Origin of the sequence: Streptomyces caniscabiei (genome assembly GCF_014930365.1) — a bacterium.
GTDB lineage: Bacteria > Actinomycetota > Actinomycetes > Streptomycetales > Streptomycetaceae > Streptomyces > Streptomyces caniscabiei.
The window spans coordinates 239,141-261,751 of sequence record NZ_JABXWI010000007.1; the positions used below are offsets into that span (position 1 = coordinate 239,141).

Here is a 22,611-nt window from a genome sequence, read left to right on the forward strand (position 1 = left end):
CAGACACTGGAAGGACAACCATGGAAGCCAGGGCCCAGGCGCGGTACATCCGCGTCACGCCCATGAAGGCCCGCCGCGTGGTGGACCTCATCCGTGGCATGGACGCCACGGAGGCTCAGGCGGTCCTGCGTTTCGCCCCGCAGGCCGCGAGCGTGCCGGTCGGCAAGGTGCTGGACAGCGCCATTGCCAACGCCGCACACAACTACGACCACACGGACGCCTCTTCGCTGGTCATCAGCGAGGCGTACGTGGACGAGGGCCCGACCCTGAAGCGGTTCCGTCCGCGGGCCCAGGGCCGTGCCTACCGGATCCGCAAGCGGACCAGCCACATCACCGTGGTCGTCAGCAGCAAGGAAGGAACCCGGTAATGGGCCAGAAGGTAAACCCGCATGGGTTCCGGCTCGGTGTCACGACCGACTTCAAGTCGCGTTGGTACGCCGACAAGCTGTACAAGGACTACGTCAAGGAAGACGTCGCCATCCGTCGGATGATGACGTCCGGCATGGAGCGCGCCGGCATCTCGAAGGTGGAGATCGAGCGCACCCGTGACCGCGTCCGCGTGGACATCCACACCGCGCGTCCGGGCATCGTCATCGGCCGTCGTGGCGCCGAGGCCGACCGCATCCGCGGCGACCTCGAGAAGCTCACGGGCAAGCAGGTCCAGCTGAACATCCTCGAGGTCAAGAGCCCCGAGACCGATGCCCAGCTGGTCGCTCAGGCCGTCGCCGAGCAGCTCTCCTCCCGCGTCTCCTTCCGTCGCGCCATGCGTAAGAGCATGCAGGGCACGATGAAGGCCGGCGCCAAGGGCATCAAGATCCAGTGCGGTGGCCGCCTCGGTGGCGCCGAGATGTCCCGCTCGGAGTTCTACCGCGAGGGCCGTGTGCCCCTGCACACGCTCCGCGCGAACGTGGACTACGGCTTCTTCGAGGCCAAGACGACCTTCGGCCGCATCGGTGTGAAGGTCTGGATCTACAAGGGCGATGTCAAGAACATCGCCGAGGTCCGCGCCGAGAACGCTGCCGCCCGTGCGGGTAACCGCCCGGCTCGCGGTGGCGGTGCAGACCGCCCGGCCCGTGGTGGCCGCGGTGGCGAGCGGCGCGGTCGCAAGCCGCAGCAGGCTGCCGGCGCCGAGGCCCCCAAGGCCGAGGCTCCCGCCGCCGCCGCTCCGGCTGAGAGCACCGGAACGGAGGCCTGACCGACATGCTGATCCCCCGTAGGGTCAAGCACCGCAAGCAGCACCACCCGAAGCGCCGTGGTCAGGCCAAGGGCGGTACGACGGTCGCGTTCGGCGAGTACGGCATTCAGGCCCTCACGCCGGCGTACGTGACCAACCGCCAGATCGAGGCGGCCCGTATCGCGATGACCCGCCACATCAAGCGTGGCGGCAAGGTCTGGATCAACATCTACCCGGACCGCCCGCTCACGAAGAAGCCCGCCGAGACCCGCATGGGTTCCGGTAAGGGTTCGCCGGAGTGGTGGATCGCGAACGTGCACCCGGGACGGGTCATGTTCGAGCTGTCCTACCCCAACGAGAAGATCGCCCGTGAGGCCCTGACTCGCGCCGCCCACAAGCTGCCGATGAAGTGCCGGATCGTCAAGCGCGAGGCAGGTGAAGCGTGATGTCGGCCGGTACCAAGGCGTCCGAGCTGCGCGAGCTGGGTGACGAGGAGCTGCTGAACAAGCTCCGCGAAGCCAAGGAAGAACTGTTCAACCTCCGCTTCCAGGCGGCGACCGGACAGCTCGAGAACCATGGCCGTCTGAAGGCGGTCCGCAAGGACATCGCGCGGATCTACACCCTGATGCGCGAGCGTGAGCTGGGCATCGAAACGGTGGAGAACGCCTGATGAGCGAGAACAACGTGACTGAGACGAACACCGAGGCGCGCGGATTCCGCAAGACCCGTGAGGGCATCGTCGTCAGCGACAAGATGGACAAGACCGTCGTCGTCGCCGTCGAGGACCGCAAGAAGCACGCCCTGTACGGCAAGGTCATCCGCAGCACGAGCAAGCTCAAGGCCCACGACGAGCAGAACGCCGCCGGCATCGGCGACCGCGTCCTCCTGATGGAGACCCGGCCGCTGTCCGCCACGAAGCACTGGCGCGTCGTCGAGATCCTCGAGAAGGCCAAGTAATTTCCTGCGGCCAACCCCGCAGGTCAGTTCCGCCAGGCTCGGCAGGGGCTCCTCGTGAAGAGGCGGCCCCTGCCGGGAACCGGCAGACAAACAGGAGATAGACGTGATCCAGCAGGAGTCGCGACTGCGTGTCGCCGACAACACTGGTGCGAAGGAGATCCTTTGCATCCGTGTGCTCGGTGGCTCCGGTCGCCGCTACGCGGGCATCGGTGACGTCATCGTCGCCACCGTCAAGGACGCGATCCCCGGCGGCAACGTGAAGAAGGGTGACGTCATCAAGGCGGTCATCGTTCGCACCGTCAAGGAGCGCCGCCGTCCGGACGGCTCGTACATCCGCTTCGACGAGAACGCCGCCGTCATTCTCAAGAACGACGGCGACCCTCGTGGCACCCGTATCTTCGGCCCGGTCGGCCGGGAGCTGCGCGAGAAGAAGTTCATGAAGATCATCTCGCTCGCGCCGGAGGTGCTGTAAGCATGAAGATCAAGAAGGGCGACCTGGTCCAGGTCATCACCGGTAAGGACAAGGGCAAGCAGGGCAAGGTCATCGCGGCCTTCCCCCGCGAGGACCGTGTCCTGGTCGAGGGTGTCAACCGGGTCAAGAAGCACACCAAGGCCGGCCCGACCGCCAGCGGTTCGCAGGCCGGTGGCATCGTCACGACCGAGGCCCCGATCCACGTCTCCAACGTCCAGCTGGTCGTGGAGAAGGACGGCAAGAAGGTCGTCACGCGTGTCGGTTACCGCTTCGACGACGAGGGCAACAAGGTTCGCGTTGCCAAGCGGACGGGTGAGGACATCTGATGGCTACCACCACGACTCCGCGTCTCAAGACGAAGTACCGCGAGGAGATCGCGGGCAAGCTGCAGGAAGAGTTCTCCTACGAGAACGTCATGCAGACCCCGGGCCTCGTCAAGATCGTGGTCAACATGGGTGTGGGCGACGCCGCCCGCGACTCCAAGCTGATCGAGGGCGCCATCCGCGACCTCACCACGATCACCGGTCAGAAGCCGGCCGTCACCAAGGCCCGCAAGTCCATCGCGCAGTTCAAGCTGCGTGAGGGCCAGCCGATCGGTGCCCACGTCACGCTCCGTGGCGACCGCATGTGGGAGTTCCTGGACCGCACCCTGTCGCTCGCGCTCCCGCGCATCCGCGACTTCCGTGGTCTGTCCCCCAAGCAGTTCGACGGCCGTGGCAACTACACCTTCGGTCTCACCGAGCAGGTCATGTTCCACGAGATCGACCAGGACAAGATCGACCGTACCCGGGGTATGGACATCACCGTGGTGACCACGGCGACCAACGACGCTGAGGGCCGCGCCCTCCTTCGTCACCTCGGCTTCCCCTTCAAGGAGGCGTGAGCGAGATGGCGAAGAAGGCTCTGATCGCGAAGGCTGCTCGCAAGCCCAAGTTCGGCGTGCGTGGCTACACGCGCTGCCAGCGCTGCGGCCGTCCCCACTCCGTGTACCGCAAGTTCGGCCTGTGCCGCGTGTGCCTTCGTGAGATGGCTCACCGTGGCGAGCTGCCGGGCGTGACCAAGAGCTCCTGGTAATCCCGTCTTTTAGGGATTCCCGGAGCTCTCGGTAAGCAATGGGCGTGTCAGGCGCCAGCCCTTCCATGGCTTAGGCTTGGAGGGTTGGGCGCCTGACGGTCGCCCGTACGACTTACTACGCCGTAGGTCCACCGCACCGCACCCGCCTCGTCTCGGATCGAGGAGAGGGATGGGCACCTGGAAACCCCGGCGAGAGAGGCCGAAGGCCAATTCATGACCATGACTGATCCGATCGCAGACATGCTTACGCGTCTGCGGAACGCGAACTCGGCATACCACGACTCCGTGACGATGCCGGCATCGAAGATCAAGTCTCACATCGCGGAGATCCTCCAGCAGGAGGGCTTCATCACGGGCTGGAAGGTCGAGGACGCCGAGGTCGGCAAGAACCTCGTCCTCGAGCTGAAGTTCGGCCCGAACCGTGAGCGCTCCATCGCGGGCATCAAGCGGATCTCCAAGCCCGGTCTCCGGGTTTACGCGAAGTCCACCTCCCTGCCCAAGGTGCTGGGTGGCCTCGGCGTGGCGATCATCTCCACGTCCCACGGGCTCCTCACCGACAAGCAGGCCGGCAAGAAGGGCGTAGGCGGAGAAGTTCTCGCCTACGTCTGGTAGCGGAAAGGAATCGGAGGAAACAGCTATGTCGCGTATTGGCAAGCTCCCCATCACGGTTCCCGCCGGCGTGGACGTCACCATCGACGGCCAGACGGTCGCGGTCAAGGGCCCCAAGGGCTCGCTGACCCACACCGTCGCCGCGCCGATCGAGATCGCCAAGGGTGAGGACGGCGTTCTGAACGTCACCCGCCCCAACGACGAGCGTCAGAGCAAGGCCCTGCACGGCCTGTCCCGCACGCTGGTGGCGAACATGATCACCGGCGTGACCCAGGGTTACGTGAAGAAGCTCGAGATCAGCGGTGTCGGTTACCGCGTGCAGGCCAAGGGTTCGAACCTCGAGTTCGCGCTCGGCTACAGCCACCCGATCACCGTCGAGGCGCCCGAGGGCATCACCTTCAAGGTGGAGACCCCGACCCGCTTCCAGGTCGAGGGCATCGACAAGCAGAAGGTCGGCGAGGTTGCGGCCAACATCCGCAAGCTGCGCAAGCCCGACCCGTACAAGGCCAAGGGCGTCAAGTACGAGGGCGAAGTCATCCGCCGCAAGGTCGGAAAGGCGGGTAAGTAAGCCATGGCATACGGTACGAAGATCGCTAAGGGCGACGCTTACAAGCGTGCAGCCATCAAGCGGCGCCACATCCGGATCCGTAAGAAGGTCAACGGTACGGCTGAGCGTCCCCGCCTGGTCGTGACCCGCTCGAACCGCCACATCGTGGCCCAGGTGATCGACGACCTCAAGGGTCACACCCTTGCGTCGGCGTCCACCCTGGACTCGTCGATCCGCGGTGCGTCCGAGGACAAGTCGGCGCAGGCCGGCAAGGTCGGCGCCCTGGTCGCCGAGCGTGCCAAGGCCGCCGGTGTCGAGGCCGTTGTGTTCGACCGAGGTGGTAACCGGTACGCGGGTCGCATCGCGGCCCTGGCCGACGCCGCCCGCGAGGCCGGGCTCAAGTTCTGAGCTCGCTGCGTAGCTAGCGGAAAGAGAGAGGTAAATCCAATGGCTGGACCCCAGCGCCGCGGTGGCGGTGCCGGTGGCGGCGAGCGGCGGGACCGGAAGGGCCGTGACGGCGGCGCAGCTGCCGCCGAGAAGACCGCGTACGTTGAGCGCGTCGTCGCGATCAACCGCGTCGCCAAGGTTGTGAAGGGTGGTCGTCGCTTCAGCTTCACCGCGCTGGTCGTGGTGGGCGACGGTGACGGCACCGTGGGTGTCGGTTACGGCAAGGCCAAGGAGGTGCCGGCCGCCATCGCCAAGGGCGTTGAGGAGGCCAAGAAGCACTTCTTCAAGGTCCCCCGTATCCAGGGCACCATCCCGCACCCGATCACGGGCGAGAAGGCCGCGGGCGTCGTCCTGCTCAAGCCTGCTTCCCCCGGTACCGGCGTCATCGCCGGTGGCCCGGTGCGTGCCGTGCTCGAGTGCGCCGGTGTGCACGACATCCTGTCGAAGTCGCTCGGTTCGTCGAACGCGATCAACATCGTGCACGCGACCGTGGAGGCCCTGAAGGGTCTGCAGCGTCCCGAGGAGATCGCGGCCCGCCGTGGTCTGCCCCTCGAGGACGTCGCTCCCGCGGCTCTGCTGCGTGCGCGTGCCGGGGCTGGTGCTGCGTAATGGCACAGCTCAAGATCACGCAGACGAAGTCGTACATCGGCAGCAAGCAGAACCACCGTGACACCCTGCGTTCCCTTGGTCTCAAGGGCATCAACACGCAGGTCGTCAAGGAGGACCGCCCCGAGTTCCGCGGCATGGTGCACACCGTCCGCCACCTCGTGTCGGTCGAGGAGGTCGACTGATCATGGCGGAGAACAACCCGCTCAAGATCCACAACCTCCGTCCCGCCCCCGGCGCCAAGACCGCGAAGACCCGTGTCGGTCGTGGTGAGGCGTCGAAGGGTAAGACGGCCGGTCGTGGTACCAAGGGTACGAAGGCCCGCTACCAGGTTCCGGAGCGCTTCGAGGGTGGCCAGATGCCCCTCCACATGCGTCTCCCGAAGCTGAAGGGCTTCAAGAACCCCTTCAAGACGGAGTTCCAGGTCGTGAACCTGGACAAGCTCGCCGCCCTCTACCCCGAGGGTGGGGAGGTCACCGTTGCCGACCTGGTCGACAAGGGTGCCGTCCGCAAGAACAGCCTCGTCAAGGTCCTCGGCCAGGGCGAGATCTCCGTGGCGCTGCAGGTGACGGTCGACGCCGTCTCCGGCTCCGCCAAGGAGAAGATCACCGCCGCCGGCGGTACCGTCACCGAGCTCGTCTGAACACACCAGGTGTCTCGATGACTTGAGCGATCCCGACCGGGGATACCCCACAAATGGGGTATCCCCGGTTGGTCGTTCCTAGGGAAGCAGTCTCGCCGGTAAGGTGACCTGCGCTGCCCGTTTTCACAGGGTGCTCTCATCCGGGCACTCGCCGCGGCAGTTAAACGTTACGTAAGTCGTCCTCATCAGAATCTCAAAACCGTCACCCTTGACGCAGTAGCGCGGGGGTCGCAGGAGGCACCGTGCTCACCGCGTTCGCCCGGGCGTTCAAGACGCCCGACCTGCGCAAGAAGCTGCTCTTCACGCTCGGCATCATCGTGATCTACCGGATCGGCACACACATCCCGATCCCGGGCGTGAACTACACCGTCGTTCAGTACTGCATCGACCAGACCAAGAGCAACTCCGGTCTCTTCGGGCTGGTCAACATGTTCAGTGGTGGCGCGCTGCTGCAGATCACGATCTTCGCGCTCGGCATCATGCCGTACATCACGGCGAGCATCATTCTGCAACTGCTGACCGTGGTGATCCCGCGTCTGGAAGCCCTGAAGAAGGAGGGGCAGGCCGGTACGGCGAAGATCACGCAGTACACGCGCTACCTGACGGTCGCCCTCGCCGTCCTCCAGGGCACGGGCCTCGTCGCCACTGCCCGCAGCGGCTCGCTGTTCAGCAGTTGCCCGCAGGGCTCCGAGATCGTTCCCGACCAGTCGATCTTCGCCACCATGGTCATGGTCATCACCATGACCGCCGGTACGGCCGTCGTCATGTGGCTCGGTGAGCTGATCACCGACCGCGGCATCGGCAACGGCATGTCGATCCTGATGTTCATCTCGATCGCCGCCACCTTCCCGTCCGCGCTGTGGGCCATCAAGGAGCAGGGCGACCTGGCGGGCGGCTGGATCGAGTTCGGCATCGTCATCGCCGTCGGCCTGGTCATGGTCGCGCTCGTGGTCTTCGTCGAGCAGGCCCAGCGCCGTATTCCGGTCCAGTACGCGAAGCGCATGATCGGTCGCCGTTCCTATGGCGGCACGTCGACCTACATCCCGCTGAAGGTCAACCAGGCGGGCATCATTCCTGTGATTTTCGCCTCGTCGCTGCTCTACATTCCGGCCCTCATCGTGCAGTTCTCGAACTCCACGGCGGGCTGGGCGAGTTGGATCAACGGCAACCTGGTTCCGACCGACGCGCCGGCGCATATCACGATCTACTTCTTCCTCATCATCTTCTTCGCCTTCTTCTACGTGGCTATCTCGTTCAACCCCGAGGAAGTCGCGGACAACATGAAGAAGTATGGTGGCTTCATCCCGGGCATCCGGGCTGGCCGACCGACCGCTGAGTACCTGAGCTACGTACTCAACCGGATCACCTGGCCGGGTTCGCTGTACCTGGGTCTGATCGCTCTCGTGCCGACAATGGCGTTGGCACCGCTGGGGGCAAACCAGAACTTCCCGTTCGGCGGTACCAGCATCCTGATCATCGTGGGTGTGGGTCTGGAGACGGTGAAGCAGATCGAGAGCCAGCTCCAGCAGCGCAATTACGAAGGGTTCCTCCGCTGATGCGAATCGTCCTCGTCGGGCCGCCGGGTGCGGGTAAGGGAACGCAGGCCGCGTTCCTGGCACAGAACCTGTCGATCCCGCACATCTCCACGGGCGACCTGTTCCGGGCCAACATCAGCAAGCAGACGGAGCTCGGCAAACTCGCGAAGTCCTACATGGACAAGGGCGAGCTGGTGCCGGACGAGGTCACGATCGCGATGGCCAAGGACCGCATGGAGCAGCCGGACGCCGAGCACGGCTTCCTGCTCGACGGCTTCCCGCGCAACGTCTCGCAGGCCGAGGCGCTGGACGTGACGCTCCGGGGCGAGTCCATGAACCTGGACGCGGTGCTGGACCTGGAGGTCCCCGAGGAGGAGGTCGTCAAGCGGATCGCCGGCCGGCGCATCTGCCGCAACGACTCCGCCCACGTCTTCCACGTCACGTACAAGAAGCCGAAGCAGGAGGGTGTCTGCGACACCTGCGGCGGCGAGCTGTACCAGCGTGACGACGACTCCGAGGAGACCGTCCGCAAGCGCCTGGAGGTCTACCACACCCAGACCGAGCCGATCATCGACTACTACAAGGCCCAGGGCCTCGTCGTGACGATCTCGGCCCTCGGTCCGGTGGAGGAAGTCACCCAGCGCGCCATGGAGGCGCTCAAGCGCGAGGACGACGACCAGTAGGTCGTCGCTCGGTACGTCGGCCGCGGTGCCCGTGAGGGGCGCCGCGGCCGTACTGTTGTGTAGGCAAAAACGCGAGAACGAGATCTCGTGCCTCGTGGACACCAAGGAAGACGGAGAGCGCAGGCCCCCATGGTGCAGATCAAGAGTCCCGAGCAGATCGCCAAGATGCGTGAGGCGGGGCTGGTCGTCGCCGCCATCCACGCGGCCACCCGGGAGGCCGCCGTACCGGGCGCCTCCACGAAGGACCTCGACGAGGTCGCCCGCAAGGTGATCGCGGAGCACGGGGCCAAGTCGAACTTCCTCGGGTACGGCGGCTTCCCGGCGACGATCTGCACCTCGGTGAACGAGGTCGTGGTCCACGGGATCCCGAGCGACGAGGTCGTCCTGAAGGACGGCGACATCATCTCCATCGACTGCGGCGCGATCGTCGACGGCTGGCACGGGGACGCGGCCTACACCGCGTTCGTCGGCTCCGGTCACGCTCCGGAGCTGATCGAGCTGTCGCGGGTGACCGAGGAGTCCATGTGGGCCGGGATCGCCGCGATGAAGGTGGGCAACCGGCTCGTGGACATCTCCCGGGCCATCGAGACGTACATCCGCCGGCAGCCGAAGCCGGGCGGGGGGAAGTACGGGATCGTCGAGGACTACGGCGGTCACGGCATCGGGACCGAGATGCACATGGACCCGCATCTGCTGAACTACGTGGAGCGGCGTCGGGGCAAGGGGCCGAAGCTGGTGCCGGGGTTCTGCCTCGCCATCGAGCCGATGGTGTCCCTGGGCACCCCGAAGACGGAGGTCCTGGCGGACGACTGGACCGTGGTCTCGACGGACGGGACGTGGTCGTCGCACTGGGAGCACTCGGTGGCGCTGACCGAGGAGGGGCCGCTGGTGCTGACGGCTCCCGACGGCGGCAAGGCGAAGCTGGCGGAGTACGGGATCACTGCGGCGCCTGATCCGGTGGGCTGAGTTCGCGCTGCCGGGTGCGGGTGAGTGGGGGCTGGTCGCGCAGTTCCCCGCGCCCCTTTCAGGGGCGCTCCTGCGGGGCGGAGTAAGGATCTTCAGCCCTGGGCATGCATACCGAATTCGTGTTTCTGGAGGCCCTGGCGTAGACTGACTCGTCGGCTCTCGTGTTTCCGTGTGTCCTCATTCGGTTACGCGGGGTCGATCAAGGTAGTCGATTCGAAGGGCGAAGCGTGGCCAAGAAGCAAGGTGCCATCGAGATCGAGGGCACTGTCGTCGAGTCTCTGCCGAACGCCATGTTCAAGGTCGAGCTCCAGAACGGCCACCAGGTCCTGGCACACATCAGCGGCAAGATGCGTATGCACTACATCCGCATCCTCCCTGACGACCGGGTCGTGGTGGAGCTGTCTCCGTACGACCTGACGCGTGGCCGGATCGTCTACCGCTACAAGTAGATCCCTCTGACTCGGAGAACCTCGATCCCATGAAGGTCAAGCCGAGCGTCAAGAAGATCTGCGACAAGTGCAGGGTGATCCGCCGTCACGGTCGGGTCATGGTCATCTGCGAGAACCCGCGCCACAAGCAGCGCCAGGGCTGACGCACGTTCGACCACTCCCTCTGCATCTTCATCGCAGGGATTCGCGCGACGCGAGCTGAATTTGTTCATACGCAGGACCCAGACACGGCACTACGACGCGTCTGACACCCCCGGCTCGGAGGCCGGGGACCCAGTCCGTACCTAATCCCCGGGACAGGGGAGGCCGGCGGCTGGGGTCCGGTTCTGTGGAAGACCTCCGACAATCACCAGGAGCCATTGAATGGCACGCGTTTCCGGTGTTGACATCCCGCGCGACAAGCGTGTGGAGGTCGCCCTCACCTATGTGTTCGGCATCGGCCGGACCCTCTCCCAGGAGACGCTGGCTGCGACCGGCGTCAACCCCGACACCCGCGTCCGCGACCTCTCCGAGGAGCAGCTCGTCGCGATCCGCGAGTACGTGGACAACAACATCAAGACCGAGGGTGACCTCCGTCGCGAGGTCCAGGCCGACATCCGCCGCAAGGTCGAGATCGGCTGCTACCAGGGTCTCCGTCACCGTCGTGGTCTGCCCGTCCGCGGTCAGCGCACCAGCACCAACGCCCGCACCCGCAAGGGCCCGCGTCGCGCCATCGCCGGCAAGAAGAAGCCGGGCAAGAAGTAGTCCTCAGCGGACAACGCTTCATCAGCGGTCTTCGCTGTAGGACCGACCACCTCCCCGTAGGAGTTTGTAGATGCCCCCCAAGGGTCGTCAGGGCGCTGCCAAGAAGGTGCGCCGCAAGGAAAAGAAGAACGTCGCTCACGGCCACGCGCACATCAAGAGCACGTTCAACAACACGATCGTCTCCATCACGGACCCCTCGGGCAACGTGATCTCCTGGGCCTCCGCCGGCCACGTCGGCTTCAAGGGCTCCCGCAAGTCCACGCCGTTCGCCGCGCAGATGGCCGCCGAGTCGGCCGCCCGTCGCGCGCAGGAGCACGGCATGCGCAAGGTCGACGTCTTCGTCAAGGGCCCGGGCTCGGGTCGTGAGACGGCCATCCGTTCGCTCCAGGCGACCGGTCTCGAGGTCGGCTCCATCCAGGACGTCACGCCCACCCCGCACAACGGCTGCCGTCCCCCCAAGCGCCGCCGCGTCTGACCCTTCGGGTCGGATCAGCGACTGCTTGGTCTGAGGTTTTCGGGCGGTATGGCTCTTCGGGGCCATATCGCCCGTACCCTTGTAGCTGCACCACATATCGGGCTGCCGCCCGGTGGCAAGGGCATCAAATAGTGGGTGCCCCTGACTGAAGGATTCACTTCATGCTGATCGCTCAGCGTCCCTCGTTGACCGAAGAGGTCGTCGACGAATTCCGCTCCCGGTTCGTGATCGAGCCGCTGGAGCCGGGCTTCGGCTACACCCTCGGCAACTCCCTGCGCCGTACGCTCCTCTCCTCGATCCCGGGTGCGGCGGTCACGTCCATCCGTATCGACGGTGTCCTGCACGAGTTCACCACCGTGCCGGGCGTCAAGGAGGACGTCACCGACCTGATCCTCAACATCAAGCAGCTGGTCGTCTCCTCGGAGCACGACGAGCCGGTCGTGATGTACCTGCGCAAGCAGGGCCCGGGTCTGGTCACCGCCGCCGACATCGCGCCCCCGGCCGGTGTCGAGGTGCACAACCCCGACCTCGTCCTCGCCACGCTCAACGGCAAGGGCAAGCTGGAGATGGAGCTGACGGTCGAGCGCGGCCGCGGTTACGTCTCCGCCGTGCAGAACAAGCAGGTGGGTCAGGAGATCGGCCGTATCCCGGTCGACTCGATCTACTCGCCGGTTCTCAAGGTCACGTACAAGGTCGAGGCCACGCGTGTCGAGCAGCGCACCGACTTCGACAAGCTGATCGTCGACGTCGAGACCAAGCAGGCGATGCGTCCCCGTGACGCCATGGCCTCCGCCGGTAAGACGCTGGTCGAGCTGTTCGGTCTCGCCCGCGAGCTGAACATCGACGCCGAGGGCATCGACATGGGTCCGTCCCCGACGGACGCCGCGCTCGCCGCCGATCTGGCGCTGCCGATCGAGGAGCTGGAGCTCACCGTTCGGTCGTACAACTGCCTCAAGCGTGAGGGCATCCACTCCGTGGGTGAGCTGGTCGCGCGCTCCGAGGCGGACCTGCTCGACATCCGCAACTTCGGTGCGAAGTCGATCGACGAGGTCAAGGCGAAGCTGGCGGGCATGGGTCTGGCGCTCAAGGACTCGCCTCCCGGGTTCGACCCGACCGCTGCGGCCGACGCGTTCGGTGCGGACGACGACGCGGACGCCGGGTTCGTGGAGACCGAGCAGTACTAGTCGCTCCGCGGGACGGCCGGATTTCCGACTGCGGGTCCGTCGTGGCTGGTCGCGCAGTTCCCCGCGCCCCTTACGGGGCGCGGTCCTCCGAGGCGCTTCGAAAGAGGAACCCCGGATCTTCGACGGGCATCCGCCCGCTCGGATACTGACCCCGGTACCTGATACGGCCGGGGCAGACACCTAGGAGAAACACCATGCCGAAGCCCACCAAGGGTGCCCGTCTGGGCGGCAGTGCCGCGCACGAGAAGCTGCTTCTCGCGAACCTCGCGAAGTCGCTCTTCGAGCACGGCCGGATCACCACCACCGAGGCGAAGGCCCGCCGTCTGCGGCCGTACGCCGAGCGCCTGATCACCAAGGGCAAGAAGGGCGACCTTCACAACCGCCGCCAGGTGCTCCAGGTCATCACGGACAAGAGCGTCGTGCACACGCTCTTCACCGAGATCGGCCCGCGGTACGAGAACCGTCCGGGTGGCTACACCCGGATCACCAAGATCGGTAACCGTCGTGGCGACAACGCGCCCATGGCTGTCATCGAGCTGGTCGAGGCGCTGACCGTCGCGCAGGAGGCCACGGGTGAGGCCGAGGCCGCCACCAAGCGTGCCGCCAAGGACGCGGAGACGCCGGCCGCCGAGGCCAAGGTGGACACCACCAAGGCTGACGACGCCGCCGACGAGGCTGCCGAGGAGTCGAAGGACGCGTAAGCGTTCTGCGGGGGACTGTGCGTTGGCGGCCTCGGGTTCGTGGTGGTTGCTCGCGCAGTTCCCCGCGCCCCTGGAAGACGGGGCGCGTCTGAGTGGGTCCGTTCCTGTTACGGGAGCGGGCCCGCTTTTTTTGTACCTGAGAGGATCTTCCTGTGAGTGATGAAGCGGCGCCCGGTCATGTCCGCGTCCGGCTGGACCTGTCCTACGACGGTTCCGAGTTCTCCGGGTGGGCCAAGCAGGCCGGGGGGCGGCGGACCGTGCAGGGGGAGATCGAGGACGCTCTCAGGACCGTGACGCGGTCCCGGGAGACCTTCGAGCTGACCGTGGCCGGGCGGACCGACGCCGGGGTGCACGCGCGGGGGCAGGTGGCGCACGTGGACCTGCCGGAGGCGGTCTGGCGCGAGCACCACGAGAAGCTGCTCAAGCGGCTCGCGGGCCGGCTGCCGAGGGATGTCCGGGTGTGGGCGCTCAGACAGGCGCCCAGCGGCTTCAACGCGCGGTTCTCGGCGATCTGGCGGCGCTACGCGTACCGGGTCACCGACAACCCCGGCGGTGTCGACCCGTTGCTGCGCGGTCACGTCCTGTGGCACGACTGGCCGCTGGACGTGGACGCCATGAACGAGGCGGCGCTGCGGCTGCTGGGCGAGCACGACTTCGCCGCGTACTGCAAGCGGCGGGAGGGCGCGACCACCATCCGCACGCTCCAGGAGCTGAGCCTGGTGCGGGGGGAGGACGGGATCGTCACCGCCACCGTGCGGGCCGACGCCTTCTGCCACAACATGGTGCGCTCGCTGATCGGGGCGCTGCTGTTCGTGGGGGACGGCCACCGCGGCCCCGAGTGGCCCGGGAAGGTGCTGGCGGCCGGCGTACGGGACTCCGCCGTGCATGTCGTACGGCCGCACGGGCTGACCCTGGAGGAGGTCGGTTACCCGGCGGACGAGCTGCTGGCCGCGCGGAGCAGGGAGGCGCGGAACCGGCGGACGCTGCCGGGGGTGCCCGGGGGCGGCTGCTGCTGACCCCGGGCGGCGGGGCCCCCGGGGATCCGGGGACCCGGGTCTACTGGCCGTTGGCCGCGGCGGCCGCCTGGGTCTCGCCGCGGCGGCGGATCTGTTCGTACGTGGACTGGGCGAGGTCGTCGCCGGCGGTGAAGACGGCCGTGTCCTTCTCCGTGACGTCCTTGCCGTCGGTGAAGCCGGAAAGGGTGAAGTAGGCGTAGCGGCCCATGGAGTTGGCGGTCGTCCGGCACACCGTCGTACGGCAGAAGACGGGGACGCCCTCGCCGGAGAGGGAGACGATGGTGCTCACCTTGTCCCAGTCCTCCTTGACCTTCGTCGCCTGGGCCTCGGTGTCGAACAGGGCGACGCCGATGGTGGTCGCGACCTTGTCCCGGAAGTAGGTCACCCGCATGAAGCGGGTGCAGTCGTTGCCGGTGAGGAGCTTGTCGAGGGTGCCCTGGACGGCCGAGGCGCAGTCCTTCGTCGAGGCCGTGGCGCCCTTGCGGTAGACGACACCCTCGCGCTTGGTCAGCTGGGAACCCGGAAAGAGGATGTCCGGGCTGATCGGCGCCTTGTCCTTGCCCGAGCTGGAGATGAAGTCCTTCGGGTTCAGCGGGGGCGGGGCCGAGGTCGGCGCGAACGACGGGTCCGTCTTGGCGCTGGCGCTCGGGATGCCTTCCGTGACCGGCGGGTTGTTCGGGCCGTTCGCCGTGCTGCTGCCGTTGTCGGTGTTGACGACGGCCACCGCCACGGCGACGCCTATACCGACCGTGGCGAGGGCGCCGCCGACGATCAGCAGGAATCGGCGGCGCCTGTTACGTATTTCGGACTGCTCGGCGAGTGACGCCCAGTCCGGGGTCTGGCCACTGGAGGAACTCCACTGATTGTCCCACGGATCGTGGGAACCCCCGGGGCTCCACTGAGACCCCCCCTGCCCATAGCTCATGGGCCGCATTTTAGACGGGCGAGGGGAGGCCGTTGTCAGTTCCAGGTCACGCCCTGGTACCGGGTTACTTCTCGGTACCGGGTTACGCCTTGTCCTTCCAGCTGGCGACGAGCTTGCGCGTGCTGTGGTCGCTCAGCTTCGTGTACGAGAACACGTCGATCTGGAGCTTGTGCTTGTTGGTGAACTTCATGTCGCAGGTCTTGGTCTTGCCCTTGCCCTTGACGTTGCAGGTGTCCATCGTCGGGTTCTTCGCGGACAGGTCGTCCACGACGACGAGGATGCCGGTCTTGCCCGCCTTGGTGTCCCAGACCTTGAGGACCTCGCCGGCGGACTTGAACTGCACCTTGCCGCCGGGCACCGAGTAGTAGCTCGACGCGGACGCGGTCCCGGCGCTGCCCAGCGTCAGCGCGACACCGGCCGCCACGATCGCGGCGGCAACATTCTTGCGAAACTTCATAGGTGAACCCCGTTGTTTGCAGCTTGCACGGCTGAATCACGCGCCTCGCGGCACGTGGGGCCGGATCGTATCGAACTCGCGGGCGAAGTTGATCAACGGGTGTCGGGGGCGTCGCTCCCGGGGCCGTTTTGACCCGTCAGGGGCAGCCCGAGTATCCTTGCGGATCGTTATGCGTATGGGCTTGGTCGCTCTCAGGCGAGAGGTCCATGCGTAGGTTCCCTGGAGCAGTTACCAGTGGGCGGCATACGGGCAGCGTTCCCGGCACTGTCGTCCCCAGCTGCACGATCGCTTCAGTGATGCCATGTGTCAGCACCCATCCACTGAAGAAGAAGGCTGCGAAGTGCGTACGTACAGCCCCAAGCCCGGCGATGTGACTCGCCAGTGGCACGTCATCGACGCACAGGACATCGTCCTGGGCCGTCTGGCTACCACTGCCGCGAACCTCCTCCGCGGCAAGCACAAGCCGACCTATGCCCCTCACATGGACATGGGCGACTTCGTCATCATCATCAACGCCGACAAGGTTCACCTGTCCGGCAACAAGAAGACCCAGAAGCTGGCGTACCGCCACTCCGGGTACCCGGGTGGTCTGCGCTCCGTCCGTTACGACGAGCTGCTGGCGAAGAACCCCGAGAAGGCCGTCGAGAAGGCCATCAAGGGCATGATCCCCAAGAACACCCTGGGCCGTCAGATGCTCTCGAAGCTGAAGGTCTACTCGGGCGACCAGCACCCCCACGCTGCGCAGCAGCCGGTGCCGTTCGAGATCACCCAGGTCGCGCAGTAGTTCCGGCCACCCCCAAAAAGAAAAGATCTGAGGAGCATCGTGGCCGAGACCACCGCTGAGCAGCCGGTCGAAGAGACCGAGACCGAGCTTGTCGACATCGACAGCTACACCACCGAGTCCGAGGTCCCCGTCGAGGGCGACTACACCTCGGAGTCCCTCGCCGGCCGCTTCGGCGACCCGCAGCCGGCCGCCGGCCTGGGCCGTCGCAAGAACGCCATCGCCCGCGTCCGGATCGTCCCGGGCACCGGCAAGTGGAAGATCAACGGTCGCACCCTTGAGGACTACTTCCCCAACAAGGTGCACCAGCAGGAAGTCAACGAGCCCTTCAAGGTGCTGGAGCTCGAGGGCCGCTACGACGTCATCGCCCGCATCGCCGGTGGCGGTGTCTCCGGTCAGGCCGGTGCGCTCCGTCTCGGTGTCGCCCGCGCGCTGAACGAGGCCGACGTCGACAACAACCGTGGCGCCCTCAAGAAGGCCGGTTTCCTCCGCCGCGACGACCGTGCGGTCGAGCGCAAGAAGGCCGGTCTGAAGAAGGCCCGCAAGGCTCCGCAGTACAGCAAGCGCTAGATCGCGCTCGCGCCGCTGGGCGCGATCCGCGTGTGTCGCGCATTGCGCGTACCGCCCCGGTGGCACGTATCCGTGCCGCCGGGGCGGTTTGCTTAGCAGGGCTGGTCATTCATCGCAGGCATATGCACAGACTGTCGGTACAACCCCGAACGGGGGAGGACAGTCTCAGGGGATGTACTTGGTCAGGGGAATGCCGGGACACTCGTGACCATCTGTACGAGCCGCACATTCTGAGCAATTCGGAGGACACCACAGTGGGACGACTCTTCGGCACGGACGGCGTGCGCGGTGTCGCCAACGCGGATCTGACGGCCGAGCTGGCGCTCGGACTGTCCGTCGCGGCGGCGCACGTACTCGCCGAGGCGGGCACGTTCGAGGGCCACAAGCCGGTGGCGGTGGTCGGGCGGGATCCGCGAGCGTCCGGGGAGTTCCTGGAGGCGGCCGTCGTGGCCGGCCTCGCCAGCGCGGGCGTCGACGTGCTGCGCGTCGGTGTGCTGCCCACCCCCGCGGTGGCGTTCCTCACCGGCGAGCTGGGCGCCGACCTCGGCGTGATGCTCTCCGCCAGCCACAACGCCATGCCGGACAACGGCGTCAAGTTCTTCGCCCGCGGCGGGCACAAGCTCGCCGACGAGCTGGAGGACCGAATCGAGGGCGTCTACGAGGAGCACCGCACCGGCGCTCCCTGGGAGCGGCCCACGGGCGCGGGCGTCGGACGCGTCCGGTCCTACGACGACGGCTTCGAGCAGTACGTCGAGCATCTGCTCGCCGCCCTCCCCAACCGGCTCGACGGGCTCAAGGTCGTCCTCGACGAGGCGCACGGTGCCGCCGCCGGGGTCTCGCCGGAGGTGTTCACCCGCGCCGGCGCCGAGATCGTCACGATCGGGGCCGAGCCGGACGGGCTCAACATCAACGACGGGTGCGGCTCGACCCACCTCGGGCCGCTGAAGGCCGCCGTCCTGGAGCACGGGGCGCACCTCGGGATCGCGCACGACGGGGACGCGGACCGGTGCCTCGCGGTGGACCACGAGGGCAACGAGGTCGACGGGGACCAGATCCTCGCGGTGCTCGCGCTGGCGATGCGGGAGCGCTCCGCGCTGCGGGCCGACACGGTCGTGGCGACGGTCATGTCCAACCTCGGCTTCAAGCTGGCGCTGGAGCGGGAGGGGCTGCGGCTGGTGCAGACCGCCGTCGGTGACCGGTATGTGCTGGAGGAGATGAAGGAGCACGGGTACGCGCTCGGGGGCGAGCAGTCCGGGCATGTGATCATCTCCGACCACGCGACGACCGGCGACGGCACGCTGACCGGGCTGCTGCTGGCGGCCCGGGTCGCGCAGACCGGACGTACGCTCCAGGAGCTGGCCGGAGTGATGGAGCGGTTGCCGCAGGTGCTGATCAATGTGCCGGACGTGGACCGGTCGCGGGTGTCCACGTCTGCGGAGCTGGCGGCGGCGGTGGGGGAGGCCGAGGCCGAACTGGGGTCCACGGGGCGGGTGTTGTTGCGGCCGTCCGGGACCGAGCCGTTGGTGCGGGTGATGGTGGAGGCGGCGGACATCGAGCAGGCGCGGGCGGTTGCGGGGCGGCTGGCGGATGCGGTGAAGTCGGCGCTCGGCTGAATCGCCGGGTAGGGGTGTGGGGTTCTGTGCGGTGCGGGCTGCGGGTTCGTCGTGGCTTGTCGCGCAGTTCCCCGCGCCCCTGACGGGGCGCGGTCAACGGGTCTTGGACCACAGCCACTTCTGTAGGAGCAGGGTGAGGGTGCCTGCCAGGATGATGCCCAGGAGGTTCAGGAGCAGTTGCTCCGTGGAGCCCACCGTCTGCTTCGTGTCGCCGTAGGCCAGGGCGACCGCGGCGTTCGCGGCGGCCGGGACCGTGGTGACCGAGATGGCCACCCCGACCAGGGCACCGGACTTGGCCGAGGTCAGGGAGAGGGTGCCGGCGATGCCCGCCAGGACGGCCACGATGAAGGAGAAGGCGTCGGGGGCGTAGACGAAGGCGGTGTTGGGGCGGTCGGCCTCCAGCTTGGCCTCGGTGAAGTACCCGAGCGCGTCCATGAAGAGGCTGAAGGCGACCGTCGCCGCCATGGCCGCCGCGAAGCCCACGAGCAGGGCGATCAGCGAGCGCAGGGCGAGGCGCGGGTGGCGTTGGACGATGGACGTGCTGATGCCCGCCAGGGGGCCGAACTCGGGGCCGACCGCCATCGCGCCGACGATCAGGACCGCGTTGTCGAGGACCACGCCGCAGGCCGCGATCATCGTGGCGAGGGTGATGAAGGCCACGTAGGTGACGGAGAGCGTCGACTCCTCGTGGGTCGCGTCCGTCAGGTGCTCCCAGATGACCGCGTCGGCGCCCTCACCCGGGGCGTCCTTCTCGGCCTTGTCGGCGCGTTCGGAGAGCGACAGGTCGATGTTCTCGACGGCGATGGATCCGGTGCGGTCCAGGTCCAACGCCCTTAGTGCGCCGATCAGTTCGTCGCCCGCCTCGCGTGCCACGTCGCACATGACGACGTCTCCGGCGGGGTTGCGGGCGGCACCCGGTACGACGACGAGGTGGGTGCACCCGACCGTGCCCTCGATCAGGCGCACCACGTCGTCGGTCCGGTCGGCCGGGGTGATCAGGCGCAGATGCAGCATGCCCGCAGGGTAGTCGGCCCGGGTGACGGGGCTACAGCTTGCGCAGGCTCAGGCGGCGCACCTTGTGGTCGGCGCCCTTGCGGATGATGAGGGTGGCGCGGCCGCGGGTGGGGGCGATGTTCTCGACCAGGTTGGGCTTGTTGATGGTGCGCCAGAGGGTGCGGGCGTAGTCGAGGGCGTCGTCCTCGGAGACCTGGGTGTACTTGCGGAAGTACGAGTCGGGGTTCTGGAACGCGGTCTGGCGGAGCTTCTTGAAGCGGTTGAGGTACCAGCGCTCGATGTCGTCGGCGCCGGCGTCGACGTACACGCTGAAGTCGAAGTAGTCGGCGAGACCGACGCGGGTGCGGCCGTCCTGGCCGGGGAGGGCGGGCTGGAGGACGTTCAGTCCCTCGACGATGAGGATGTCGGGGCGGCGGACCGTGAGCCGCTGGTCGGGGACGATGTCGTAGACGAGGTGGGAGTAGACGGGGGCCGTCACCTCGCCCTTGCCGGCCTTGATGTCCGCGACGAAGCGGGTCAGGGCCCGGCGGTCGTACGACTCGGGGAAGCCCTTGCGGGAGACCAGGCCGCGTTCCTGGAGGTCCTTCATGGGGAGCAGGAAACCGTCGGTGGTGACCAGTTCGACGCGCGGGTGTTCGGGCCAGCGGGCCAGGAGGGCCTGGAGGAGGCGGGCGACGGTCGACTTGCCGACGGCCACGGAGCCGGCGACGCCTATGACGAACGGGGTGCCGGACTGGGAGCCCTGCTCGCCCAGGAAGGTGTTCAGCGCGCCGCGCAGGCCGTCCGTGGCGCCCACGTAGAGATTGAGGAGCCGGGACAGCGGCAGATAGATGTCCCGTACCTCGTCGAGGTCGATGACATCGCCCAGACCGCGCAGCTTCTCGACCTCCTCGGCGTTCAGCGGGAGCGGCGTCTTTTCGCGCAGCGCGCTCCACTCGGCACGGGTGAGGTCGACGTAGGGAGTCGCCTCCGGCCTGGGCCGGTGGGCGCTCCGCGGCAACGAGGAGACCGGTGAGATCACAGTCCATTGTTAACGGAGTTCGAACGGGGTGGCGGGGTGGGGGCCGGTGGGCTCCGTCACGCCGGGCGGGGCGCGGTAGGGGGTTCTCCCTTCGCTGTGCGTGAACTGTGGCGAAGGTATGGACCTCGGGTGGGGGGAGGACTAGCGTCCGGGCGGTCGGGAGGGAGCCGCCTCCCGGTCGACCAGGGGGAAATGGGGGATGGGGATGGTTTTCGGCGTGCGTCTGCGGTTACGCGGCGCCGTTCGACAGGGTTCTACGCGCGATGACGCGGAGCTCGCCGGACGGGTGTGCAGCGAGCTTTCGGCCGACCTGCCGGAGGAGGATCTGGGCGAGTGCCTGGACGACGCGATGGACATGTACCGGCTGGGCAGCAAGCCGCGGTGCGAGGAGGTCGAGTATCTGGGGATGGTGCGGGAGGCCATCGAACGGATAGAGGAGGGTGCTTGACCGCGGGTGCGGTGCGTGCCGTGGGGGCCGTGCGGGCGGGGTGGGCGGGGTGGGCCTCAGGAGGTGACATCCCGCCAGGCCGCCGGGATCGAGTCCGCCACGTCGTGGGCGCTCGTCGGGGCGCCTTCGGCGGCGTAGCGGCCTGCCAGGCCGTGGAGGTAGGCCGCCGTGCTCGCCGCGTCCAGGGGGGAGAGGCCGGCGGCCAGGAGGGAGCCCGCCAGGCCGGAGAGGACGTCGCCGCTGCCGGCCGTCGCCAGCCAGGGGGTGCCGGTGGCGTTGGCGCGGACCGGGGTGGTGGGGTCCGGGGTGGCGATCAGGGTGGTGGAGCCCTTGAGGAGGACCGTGGCGTCGTAGGCGCGGGCCAGGTCGCGTACGGCGGTGAGGCGGGCGGCCTCGACCTCCTCCCGGGCGATGCCCAGGAGAGCGGCCGCCTCTCCCGCGTGCGGGGTCATCAGGGTCGGGGCCTCGCGGGTGCGGACCGTGTCGCGGTCGGCGAGGCGCAGGCCGTCCGCGTCCAGGAGGACCGGGACGTCGGAGGCGAGGGCCTCGGCGACGGGGGCCGGGTCGTCGCCCGCGCCCGGGCCCGCGACCCAGGCCTGCACTCGGCCCGCGTTCTTCGGGCCGGTGTTCGAGACGAGGGTCTCCGGGTAGCGGGCGAGGACCGCGTCGGCGGCGGCGCCCACGTAGCGGACGGCGCCCGCGCCGCCGCGCAGGGCGCCCGCGACCGCGAGGACGGCCGCGCCCGGGTAGCGGGCGGAGCCCGCCGCGATGCCCACGACTCCTCGGCGGTACTTGTCGCTCTCGCCGGTGGGGCGGGGGAGGAGGGCGGCCACGTCGGCGTGTTGGAGGGACTCCAGGGCGGGGGTGGGCGGGAGGGTCTCCGCCAGGCCGATGTCGATCAGACGGACCGTGCCGGCGTACGCGCGGGCCGGGTCGATCAGCAGGCCCGGCTTGTGCGTGCCGAAGGTGACGGTGAGGTCGGCGCGGACGGCTGCGCCGTGCACCTCGCCCGTGTCCGGCTCGATGCCGCTCGGGAGGTCCACGGCGACGACCAGCGCCCGTGACGTGGCGGCGAGTTCGGCGAGCGGGGCGGCGTCGGGGCGGAGGCCGCCCTTGCCGCCGATGCCGACGATGCCGTCCAGGACGAGGTCGGCTCGGTGGACGGCGCGGGACGCCTCGTGGGGTGGGAGCACGGTGCCGCCCGCTCGGCGCAGGGCGGTCAGGGCGGCGGGGTGGGTGCGGTCGGGGGCGAGCAGTACGGCGGTGACGCCCGCGCCTCGCCTTGCCAGGCGGGCGGCCGCGTACAGGGCGTCGCCGCCGTTGTCGCCGCTGCCGGTGAGGACGACGACGCGGCTGCCGTACACCCGGCCGAGGAGGTCGGCGCAGGCCGTGGCCAGGCCGGCGGCGGCGCGTTGCATCAGGGCGCCCTCGGGGAGGCGGGCCATGAGGGTGCGTTCGGCTGTGCGGACGGTTTCTACGCGGTGGGCTGAGCGCATGGGA

34 protein-coding genes are annotated in these 22,611 nt (G+C 67.9%); 29 read left to right on the forward strand and 5 right to left on the reverse strand.

Going from position 1 to position 22,611, the window contains the following annotated elements:
• Positions 1 to 20 precede the first annotated feature (20 nt).
• The 25 genes from rplV to truA all read left to right on the forward strand — a co-directional run bounded on the left by rplV (position 21) and on the right by truA (position 14,282).
• The gene (gene rplV / locus HW837_RS21055; protein WP_004571827.1) at positions 21 to 368 is read left to right on the forward strand and encodes a 50S ribosomal protein L22; all 348 of its coding nucleotides are present in this window, start codon (positions 21 to 23) and stop codon (positions 366 to 368) included.
• Positions 368 to 1,195, forward strand: coding sequence for a 30S ribosomal protein S3 (rpsC, locus tag HW837_RS21060; RefSeq protein ID WP_045559455.1), 828 nt, complete (start codon positions 368 to 370; stop codon positions 1,193 to 1,195). The genes rplV and rpsC overlap by 1 nt, the downstream gene beginning before the upstream one ends.
• Before the next feature lie 5 nt (positions 1,196 to 1,200).
• Entirely contained in the window at positions 1,201 to 1,620 is a 420-nt protein-coding gene (gene rplP / locus HW837_RS21065; RefSeq protein ID WP_004927269.1) for a 50S ribosomal protein L16, read from the forward strand.
• Entirely contained in the window at positions 1,620 to 1,844 is a 225-nt protein-coding gene (gene rpmC, locus HW837_RS21070; RefSeq protein ID WP_030671810.1) for a 50S ribosomal protein L29, read from the forward strand. Before rplP ends, rpmC begins: the two co-directional genes overlap by 1 nt.
• Entirely contained in the window at positions 1,844 to 2,131 is a 288-nt protein-coding gene (gene rpsQ / locus HW837_RS21075; RefSeq protein ID WP_037694127.1) for a 30S ribosomal protein S17, read from the forward strand. Before rpmC ends, rpsQ begins: the two co-directional genes overlap by 1 nt.
• A gap of 103 nt (positions 2,132 to 2,234) precedes the next feature.
• Entirely contained in the window at positions 2,235 to 2,603 is a 369-nt protein-coding gene (gene rplN, locus HW837_RS21080) for a 50S ribosomal protein L14 (protein ID WP_003992364.1), read from the forward strand.
• A gap of 2 nt (positions 2,604 to 2,605) precedes the next feature.
• Entirely contained in the window at positions 2,606 to 2,929 is a 324-nt protein-coding gene (gene rplX / locus HW837_RS21085; RefSeq protein ID WP_045559456.1) for a 50S ribosomal protein L24, read from the forward strand.
• On the forward strand, positions 2,929 to 3,486 hold the full coding sequence (gene rplE, locus HW837_RS21090) for a 50S ribosomal protein L5 (protein ID WP_005481216.1): 558 nt from the start codon (positions 2,929 to 2,931) through the stop codon (positions 3,484 to 3,486). Before rplX ends, rplE begins: the two co-directional genes overlap by 1 nt.
• A 5-nt stretch (positions 3,487 to 3,491) precedes the next feature.
• On the forward strand, positions 3,492 to 3,677 hold the full coding sequence (locus HW837_RS21095; RefSeq protein ID WP_003948630.1) for a type Z 30S ribosomal protein S14: 186 nt from the start codon (positions 3,492 to 3,494) through the stop codon (positions 3,675 to 3,677).
• 213 nt (positions 3,678 to 3,890) lie between these two features.
• Positions 3,891 to 4,289 carry a 30S ribosomal protein S8 gene (rpsH, locus tag HW837_RS21100; protein WP_013001411.1) on the forward strand — a complete coding sequence of 133 codons (399 nt, stop codon included), beginning with the start codon at positions 3,891 to 3,893 and terminating at the stop codon, positions 4,287 to 4,289.
• A gap of 25 nt (positions 4,290 to 4,314) precedes the next feature.
• Positions 4,315 to 4,854, forward strand: a complete 540-nt coding sequence (rplF, locus tag HW837_RS21105) for a 50S ribosomal protein L6 (RefSeq protein WP_045559457.1) — start codon at positions 4,315 to 4,317, stop codon at positions 4,852 to 4,854.
• A 3-nt stretch (positions 4,855 to 4,857) separates the two neighbouring features.
• Positions 4,858 to 5,241, forward strand: coding sequence for a 50S ribosomal protein L18 (gene rplR, locus HW837_RS21110; RefSeq protein ID WP_005481210.1), 384 nt, complete (start codon positions 4,858 to 4,860; stop codon positions 5,239 to 5,241).
• A gap of 39 nt (positions 5,242 to 5,280) precedes the next feature.
• A complete protein-coding gene (gene rpsE, locus HW837_RS21115; RefSeq protein WP_013001409.1) occupies positions 5,281 to 5,889 on the forward strand; it encodes a 30S ribosomal protein S5 in 609 nt (202 codons plus the stop codon).
• Entirely contained in the window at positions 5,889 to 6,071 is a 183-nt protein-coding gene (rpmD, locus tag HW837_RS21120; protein ID WP_045559458.1) for a 50S ribosomal protein L30, read from the forward strand. Before rpsE ends, rpmD begins: the two co-directional genes overlap by 1 nt.
• Before the next feature lie 2 nt (positions 6,072 to 6,073).
• On the forward strand, positions 6,074 to 6,529 hold the full coding sequence (gene rplO / locus HW837_RS21125; protein WP_005481206.1) for a 50S ribosomal protein L15: 456 nt from the start codon (positions 6,074 to 6,076) through the stop codon (positions 6,527 to 6,529).
• A gap of 242 nt (positions 6,530 to 6,771) precedes the next feature.
• Positions 6,772 to 8,085, forward strand: coding sequence for a preprotein translocase subunit SecY (gene secY / locus HW837_RS21130; RefSeq protein WP_193380540.1), 1,314 nt, complete (start codon positions 6,772 to 6,774; stop codon positions 8,083 to 8,085).
• The gene (locus HW837_RS21135) at positions 8,085 to 8,747 is read left to right on the forward strand and encodes an adenylate kinase (RefSeq protein WP_045559460.1); all 663 of its coding nucleotides are present in this window, start codon (positions 8,085 to 8,087) and stop codon (positions 8,745 to 8,747) included. Before secY ends, HW837_RS21135 begins: the two co-directional genes overlap by 1 nt.
• A gap of 129 nt (positions 8,748 to 8,876) precedes the next feature.
• Positions 8,877 to 9,713 carry a type I methionyl aminopeptidase gene (gene map, locus HW837_RS21140; RefSeq protein WP_060883624.1) on the forward strand — a complete coding sequence of 279 codons (837 nt, stop codon included), beginning with the start codon at positions 8,877 to 8,879 and terminating at the stop codon, positions 9,711 to 9,713.
• Between the two features lie 227 nt (positions 9,714 to 9,940).
• Positions 9,941 to 10,162, forward strand: a complete 222-nt coding sequence (gene infA / locus HW837_RS21145) for a translation initiation factor IF-1 (RefSeq protein WP_003948620.1) — start codon at positions 9,941 to 9,943, stop codon at positions 10,160 to 10,162.
• A 29-nt stretch (positions 10,163 to 10,191) separates the two neighbouring features.
• Entirely contained in the window at positions 10,192 to 10,305 is a 114-nt protein-coding gene (rpmJ, locus tag HW837_RS21150; protein ID WP_003998809.1) for a 50S ribosomal protein L36, read from the forward strand.
• A 220-nt stretch (positions 10,306 to 10,525) separates the two neighbouring features.
• The gene (gene rpsM / locus HW837_RS21155; RefSeq protein ID WP_005481202.1) at positions 10,526 to 10,906 is read left to right on the forward strand and encodes a 30S ribosomal protein S13; all 381 of its coding nucleotides are present in this window, start codon (positions 10,526 to 10,528) and stop codon (positions 10,904 to 10,906) included.
• Positions 10,907 to 10,976: 70 nt separating this feature from the next.
• Positions 10,977 to 11,381, forward strand: coding sequence for a 30S ribosomal protein S11 (rpsK, locus tag HW837_RS21160; RefSeq protein ID WP_003956432.1), 405 nt, complete (start codon positions 10,977 to 10,979; stop codon positions 11,379 to 11,381).
• A 161-nt stretch (positions 11,382 to 11,542) separates the two neighbouring features.
• Positions 11,543 to 12,565 carry a DNA-directed RNA polymerase subunit alpha gene (locus HW837_RS21165; protein WP_003966937.1) on the forward strand — a complete coding sequence of 341 codons (1,023 nt, stop codon included), beginning with the start codon at positions 11,543 to 11,545 and terminating at the stop codon, positions 12,563 to 12,565.
• 194 nt (positions 12,566 to 12,759) lie between these two features.
• Positions 12,760 to 13,266: a 50S ribosomal protein L17 gene (gene rplQ / locus HW837_RS21170; RefSeq protein WP_045559462.1), complete on the forward strand. Its 507-nt coding sequence runs from the start codon at positions 12,760 to 12,762 to the stop codon at positions 13,264 to 13,266.
• Positions 13,267 to 13,418: 152 nt separating this feature from the next.
• Positions 13,419 to 14,282, forward strand: coding sequence for a tRNA pseudouridine(38-40) synthase TruA (gene truA, locus HW837_RS21175; protein ID WP_045559463.1), 864 nt, complete (start codon positions 13,419 to 13,421; stop codon positions 14,280 to 14,282).
• A 40-nt stretch (positions 14,283 to 14,322) separates the two neighbouring features.
• Here truA and HW837_RS21180 read toward each other — a convergent pair whose 3' ends face one another.
• Both HW837_RS21180 and HW837_RS21185 read right to left on the reverse strand, forming a co-directional pair.
• Entirely contained in the window at positions 14,323 to 15,207 is an 885-nt protein-coding gene (locus tag HW837_RS21180; RefSeq protein ID WP_193380541.1) for a hypothetical protein, read from the reverse strand.
• Between the two features lie 82 nt (positions 15,208 to 15,289).
• Positions 15,290 to 15,664 (reverse strand): hypothetical protein, encoded by a 375-nt coding sequence (locus HW837_RS21185; RefSeq protein ID WP_045559464.1) that lies wholly within the window; start codon positions 15,662 to 15,664, stop codon positions 15,290 to 15,292.
• A gap of 340 nt (positions 15,665 to 16,004) precedes the next feature.
• Here HW837_RS21185 and rplM point away from each other — a divergent pair, with 340 nt between their 5' ends.
• The 3 genes from rplM to glmM all read left to right on the forward strand — a co-directional run bounded on the left by rplM (position 16,005) and on the right by glmM (position 18,628).
• The gene (gene rplM, locus HW837_RS21190; RefSeq protein ID WP_045559465.1) at positions 16,005 to 16,448 is read left to right on the forward strand and encodes a 50S ribosomal protein L13; all 444 of its coding nucleotides are present in this window, start codon (positions 16,005 to 16,007) and stop codon (positions 16,446 to 16,448) included.
• A gap of 39 nt (positions 16,449 to 16,487) precedes the next feature.
• A complete protein-coding gene (rpsI, locus tag HW837_RS21195; RefSeq protein ID WP_045559466.1) occupies positions 16,488 to 17,015 on the forward strand; it encodes a 30S ribosomal protein S9 in 528 nt (175 codons plus the stop codon).
• Between the two features lie 254 nt (positions 17,016 to 17,269).
• Positions 17,270 to 18,628 carry a phosphoglucosamine mutase gene (glmM, locus tag HW837_RS21200; protein ID WP_093789463.1) on the forward strand — a complete coding sequence of 453 codons (1,359 nt, stop codon included), beginning with the start codon at positions 17,270 to 17,272 and terminating at the stop codon, positions 18,626 to 18,628.
• A 93-nt stretch (positions 18,629 to 18,721) separates the two neighbouring features.
• Here the strand turns inward: glmM and HW837_RS21205 are convergent, their stop codons facing one another.
• Together HW837_RS21205 and coaA are read right to left on the reverse strand one after the other, a co-directional pair.
• A complete protein-coding gene (locus HW837_RS21205) occupies positions 18,722 to 19,642 on the reverse strand; it encodes a DUF389 domain-containing protein (RefSeq protein ID WP_045559468.1) in 921 nt (306 codons plus the stop codon).
• A 31-nt stretch (positions 19,643 to 19,673) separates the two neighbouring features.
• A complete protein-coding gene (gene coaA / locus HW837_RS21210; protein ID WP_045559469.1) occupies positions 19,674 to 20,663 on the reverse strand; it encodes a type I pantothenate kinase in 990 nt (329 codons plus the stop codon).
• Between the two features lie 286 nt (positions 20,664 to 20,949).
• Here coaA and HW837_RS21215 point away from each other — a divergent pair, with 286 nt between their 5' ends.
• Complete coding sequence (locus HW837_RS21215) at positions 20,950 to 21,111, forward strand: hypothetical protein (RefSeq protein ID WP_225615610.1); 162 nt, start codon at positions 20,950 to 20,952, stop codon at positions 21,109 to 21,111.
• 56 nt (positions 21,112 to 21,167) lie between these two features.
• Here the strand turns inward: HW837_RS21215 and HW837_RS21220 are convergent, their stop codons facing one another.
• Entirely contained in the window at positions 21,168 to 22,607 is a 1,440-nt protein-coding gene (locus tag HW837_RS21220; RefSeq protein WP_193380542.1) for an NAD(P)H-hydrate dehydratase, read from the reverse strand.
• Positions 22,608 to 22,611 lie beyond the last annotated feature (4 nt).

Bases quoted from the DNA above. Each gene is read 5' to 3' on its own strand.
- rplV (WP_004571827.1), top strand. From the start codon at position 21: ATGGAAGCCAGGGCCCAGGCGCGGTACATCCGCGTCACGCCCATGAAG.
- rpsC (WP_045559455.1), top strand. From the start codon at position 368: ATGGGCCAGAAGGTAAACCCGCATGGGTTCCGGCTCGGTGTCACGACC.
- rplP (WP_004927269.1), top strand. From the start codon at position 1,201: ATGCTGATCCCCCGTAGGGTCAAGCACCGCAAGCAGCACCACCCGAAG.
- rpmC (WP_030671810.1), top strand. From the start codon at position 1,620: ATGTCGGCCGGTACCAAGGCGTCCGAGCTGCGCGAGCTGGGTGACGAG.
- rpsQ (WP_037694127.1), top strand. From the start codon at position 1,844: ATGAGCGAGAACAACGTGACTGAGACGAACACCGAGGCGCGCGGATTC.
- rplX (WP_045559456.1), top strand. From the start codon at position 2,606: ATGAAGATCAAGAAGGGCGACCTGGTCCAGGTCATCACCGGTAAGGAC.
- rplE (WP_005481216.1), top strand. From the start codon at position 2,929: ATGGCTACCACCACGACTCCGCGTCTCAAGACGAAGTACCGCGAGGAG.
- HW837_RS21095 (WP_003948630.1), top strand. From the start codon at position 3,492: ATGGCGAAGAAGGCTCTGATCGCGAAGGCTGCTCGCAAGCCCAAGTTC.
- rpsH (WP_013001411.1), top strand. From the start codon at position 3,891: ATGACCATGACTGATCCGATCGCAGACATGCTTACGCGTCTGCGGAAC.
- rplF (WP_045559457.1), top strand. From the start codon at position 4,315: ATGTCGCGTATTGGCAAGCTCCCCATCACGGTTCCCGCCGGCGTGGAC.
- rplR (WP_005481210.1), top strand. From the start codon at position 4,858: ATGGCATACGGTACGAAGATCGCTAAGGGCGACGCTTACAAGCGTGCA.
- rpsE (WP_013001409.1), top strand. From the start codon at position 5,281: ATGGCTGGACCCCAGCGCCGCGGTGGCGGTGCCGGTGGCGGCGAGCGG.
- rpmD (WP_045559458.1), top strand. From the start codon at position 5,889: ATGGCACAGCTCAAGATCACGCAGACGAAGTCGTACATCGGCAGCAAG.
- rplO (WP_005481206.1), top strand. From the start codon at position 6,074: ATGGCGGAGAACAACCCGCTCAAGATCCACAACCTCCGTCCCGCCCCC.
- HW837_RS21135 (WP_045559460.1), top strand. From the start codon at position 8,085: ATGCGAATCGTCCTCGTCGGGCCGCCGGGTGCGGGTAAGGGAACGCAG.
- map (WP_060883624.1), top strand. From the start codon at position 8,877: ATGGTGCAGATCAAGAGTCCCGAGCAGATCGCCAAGATGCGTGAGGCG.
- rpmJ (WP_003998809.1), top strand. From the start codon at position 10,192: ATGAAGGTCAAGCCGAGCGTCAAGAAGATCTGCGACAAGTGCAGGGTG.
- rpsM (WP_005481202.1), top strand. From the start codon at position 10,526: ATGGCACGCGTTTCCGGTGTTGACATCCCGCGCGACAAGCGTGTGGAG.
- rpsK (WP_003956432.1), top strand. From the start codon at position 10,977: ATGCCCCCCAAGGGTCGTCAGGGCGCTGCCAAGAAGGTGCGCCGCAAG.
- HW837_RS21165 (WP_003966937.1), top strand. From the start codon at position 11,543: ATGCTGATCGCTCAGCGTCCCTCGTTGACCGAAGAGGTCGTCGACGAA.
- rplQ (WP_045559462.1), top strand. From the start codon at position 12,760: ATGCCGAAGCCCACCAAGGGTGCCCGTCTGGGCGGCAGTGCCGCGCAC.
- HW837_RS21180 (WP_193380541.1), bottom strand. From the start codon at position 15,207: ATGAGCTATGGGCAGGGGGGGTCTCAGTGGAGCCCCGGGGGTTCCCAC.
- HW837_RS21185 (WP_045559464.1), bottom strand. From the start codon at position 15,664: ATGAAGTTTCGCAAGAATGTTGCCGCCGCGATCGTGGCGGCCGGTGTC.
- HW837_RS21205 (WP_045559468.1), bottom strand. From the start codon at position 19,642: ATGCTGCATCTGCGCCTGATCACCCCGGCCGACCGGACCGACGACGTG.
- HW837_RS21220 (WP_193380542.1), bottom strand. From the start codon at position 22,607: ATGCGCTCAGCCCACCGCGTAGAAACCGTCCGCACAGCCGAACGCACC.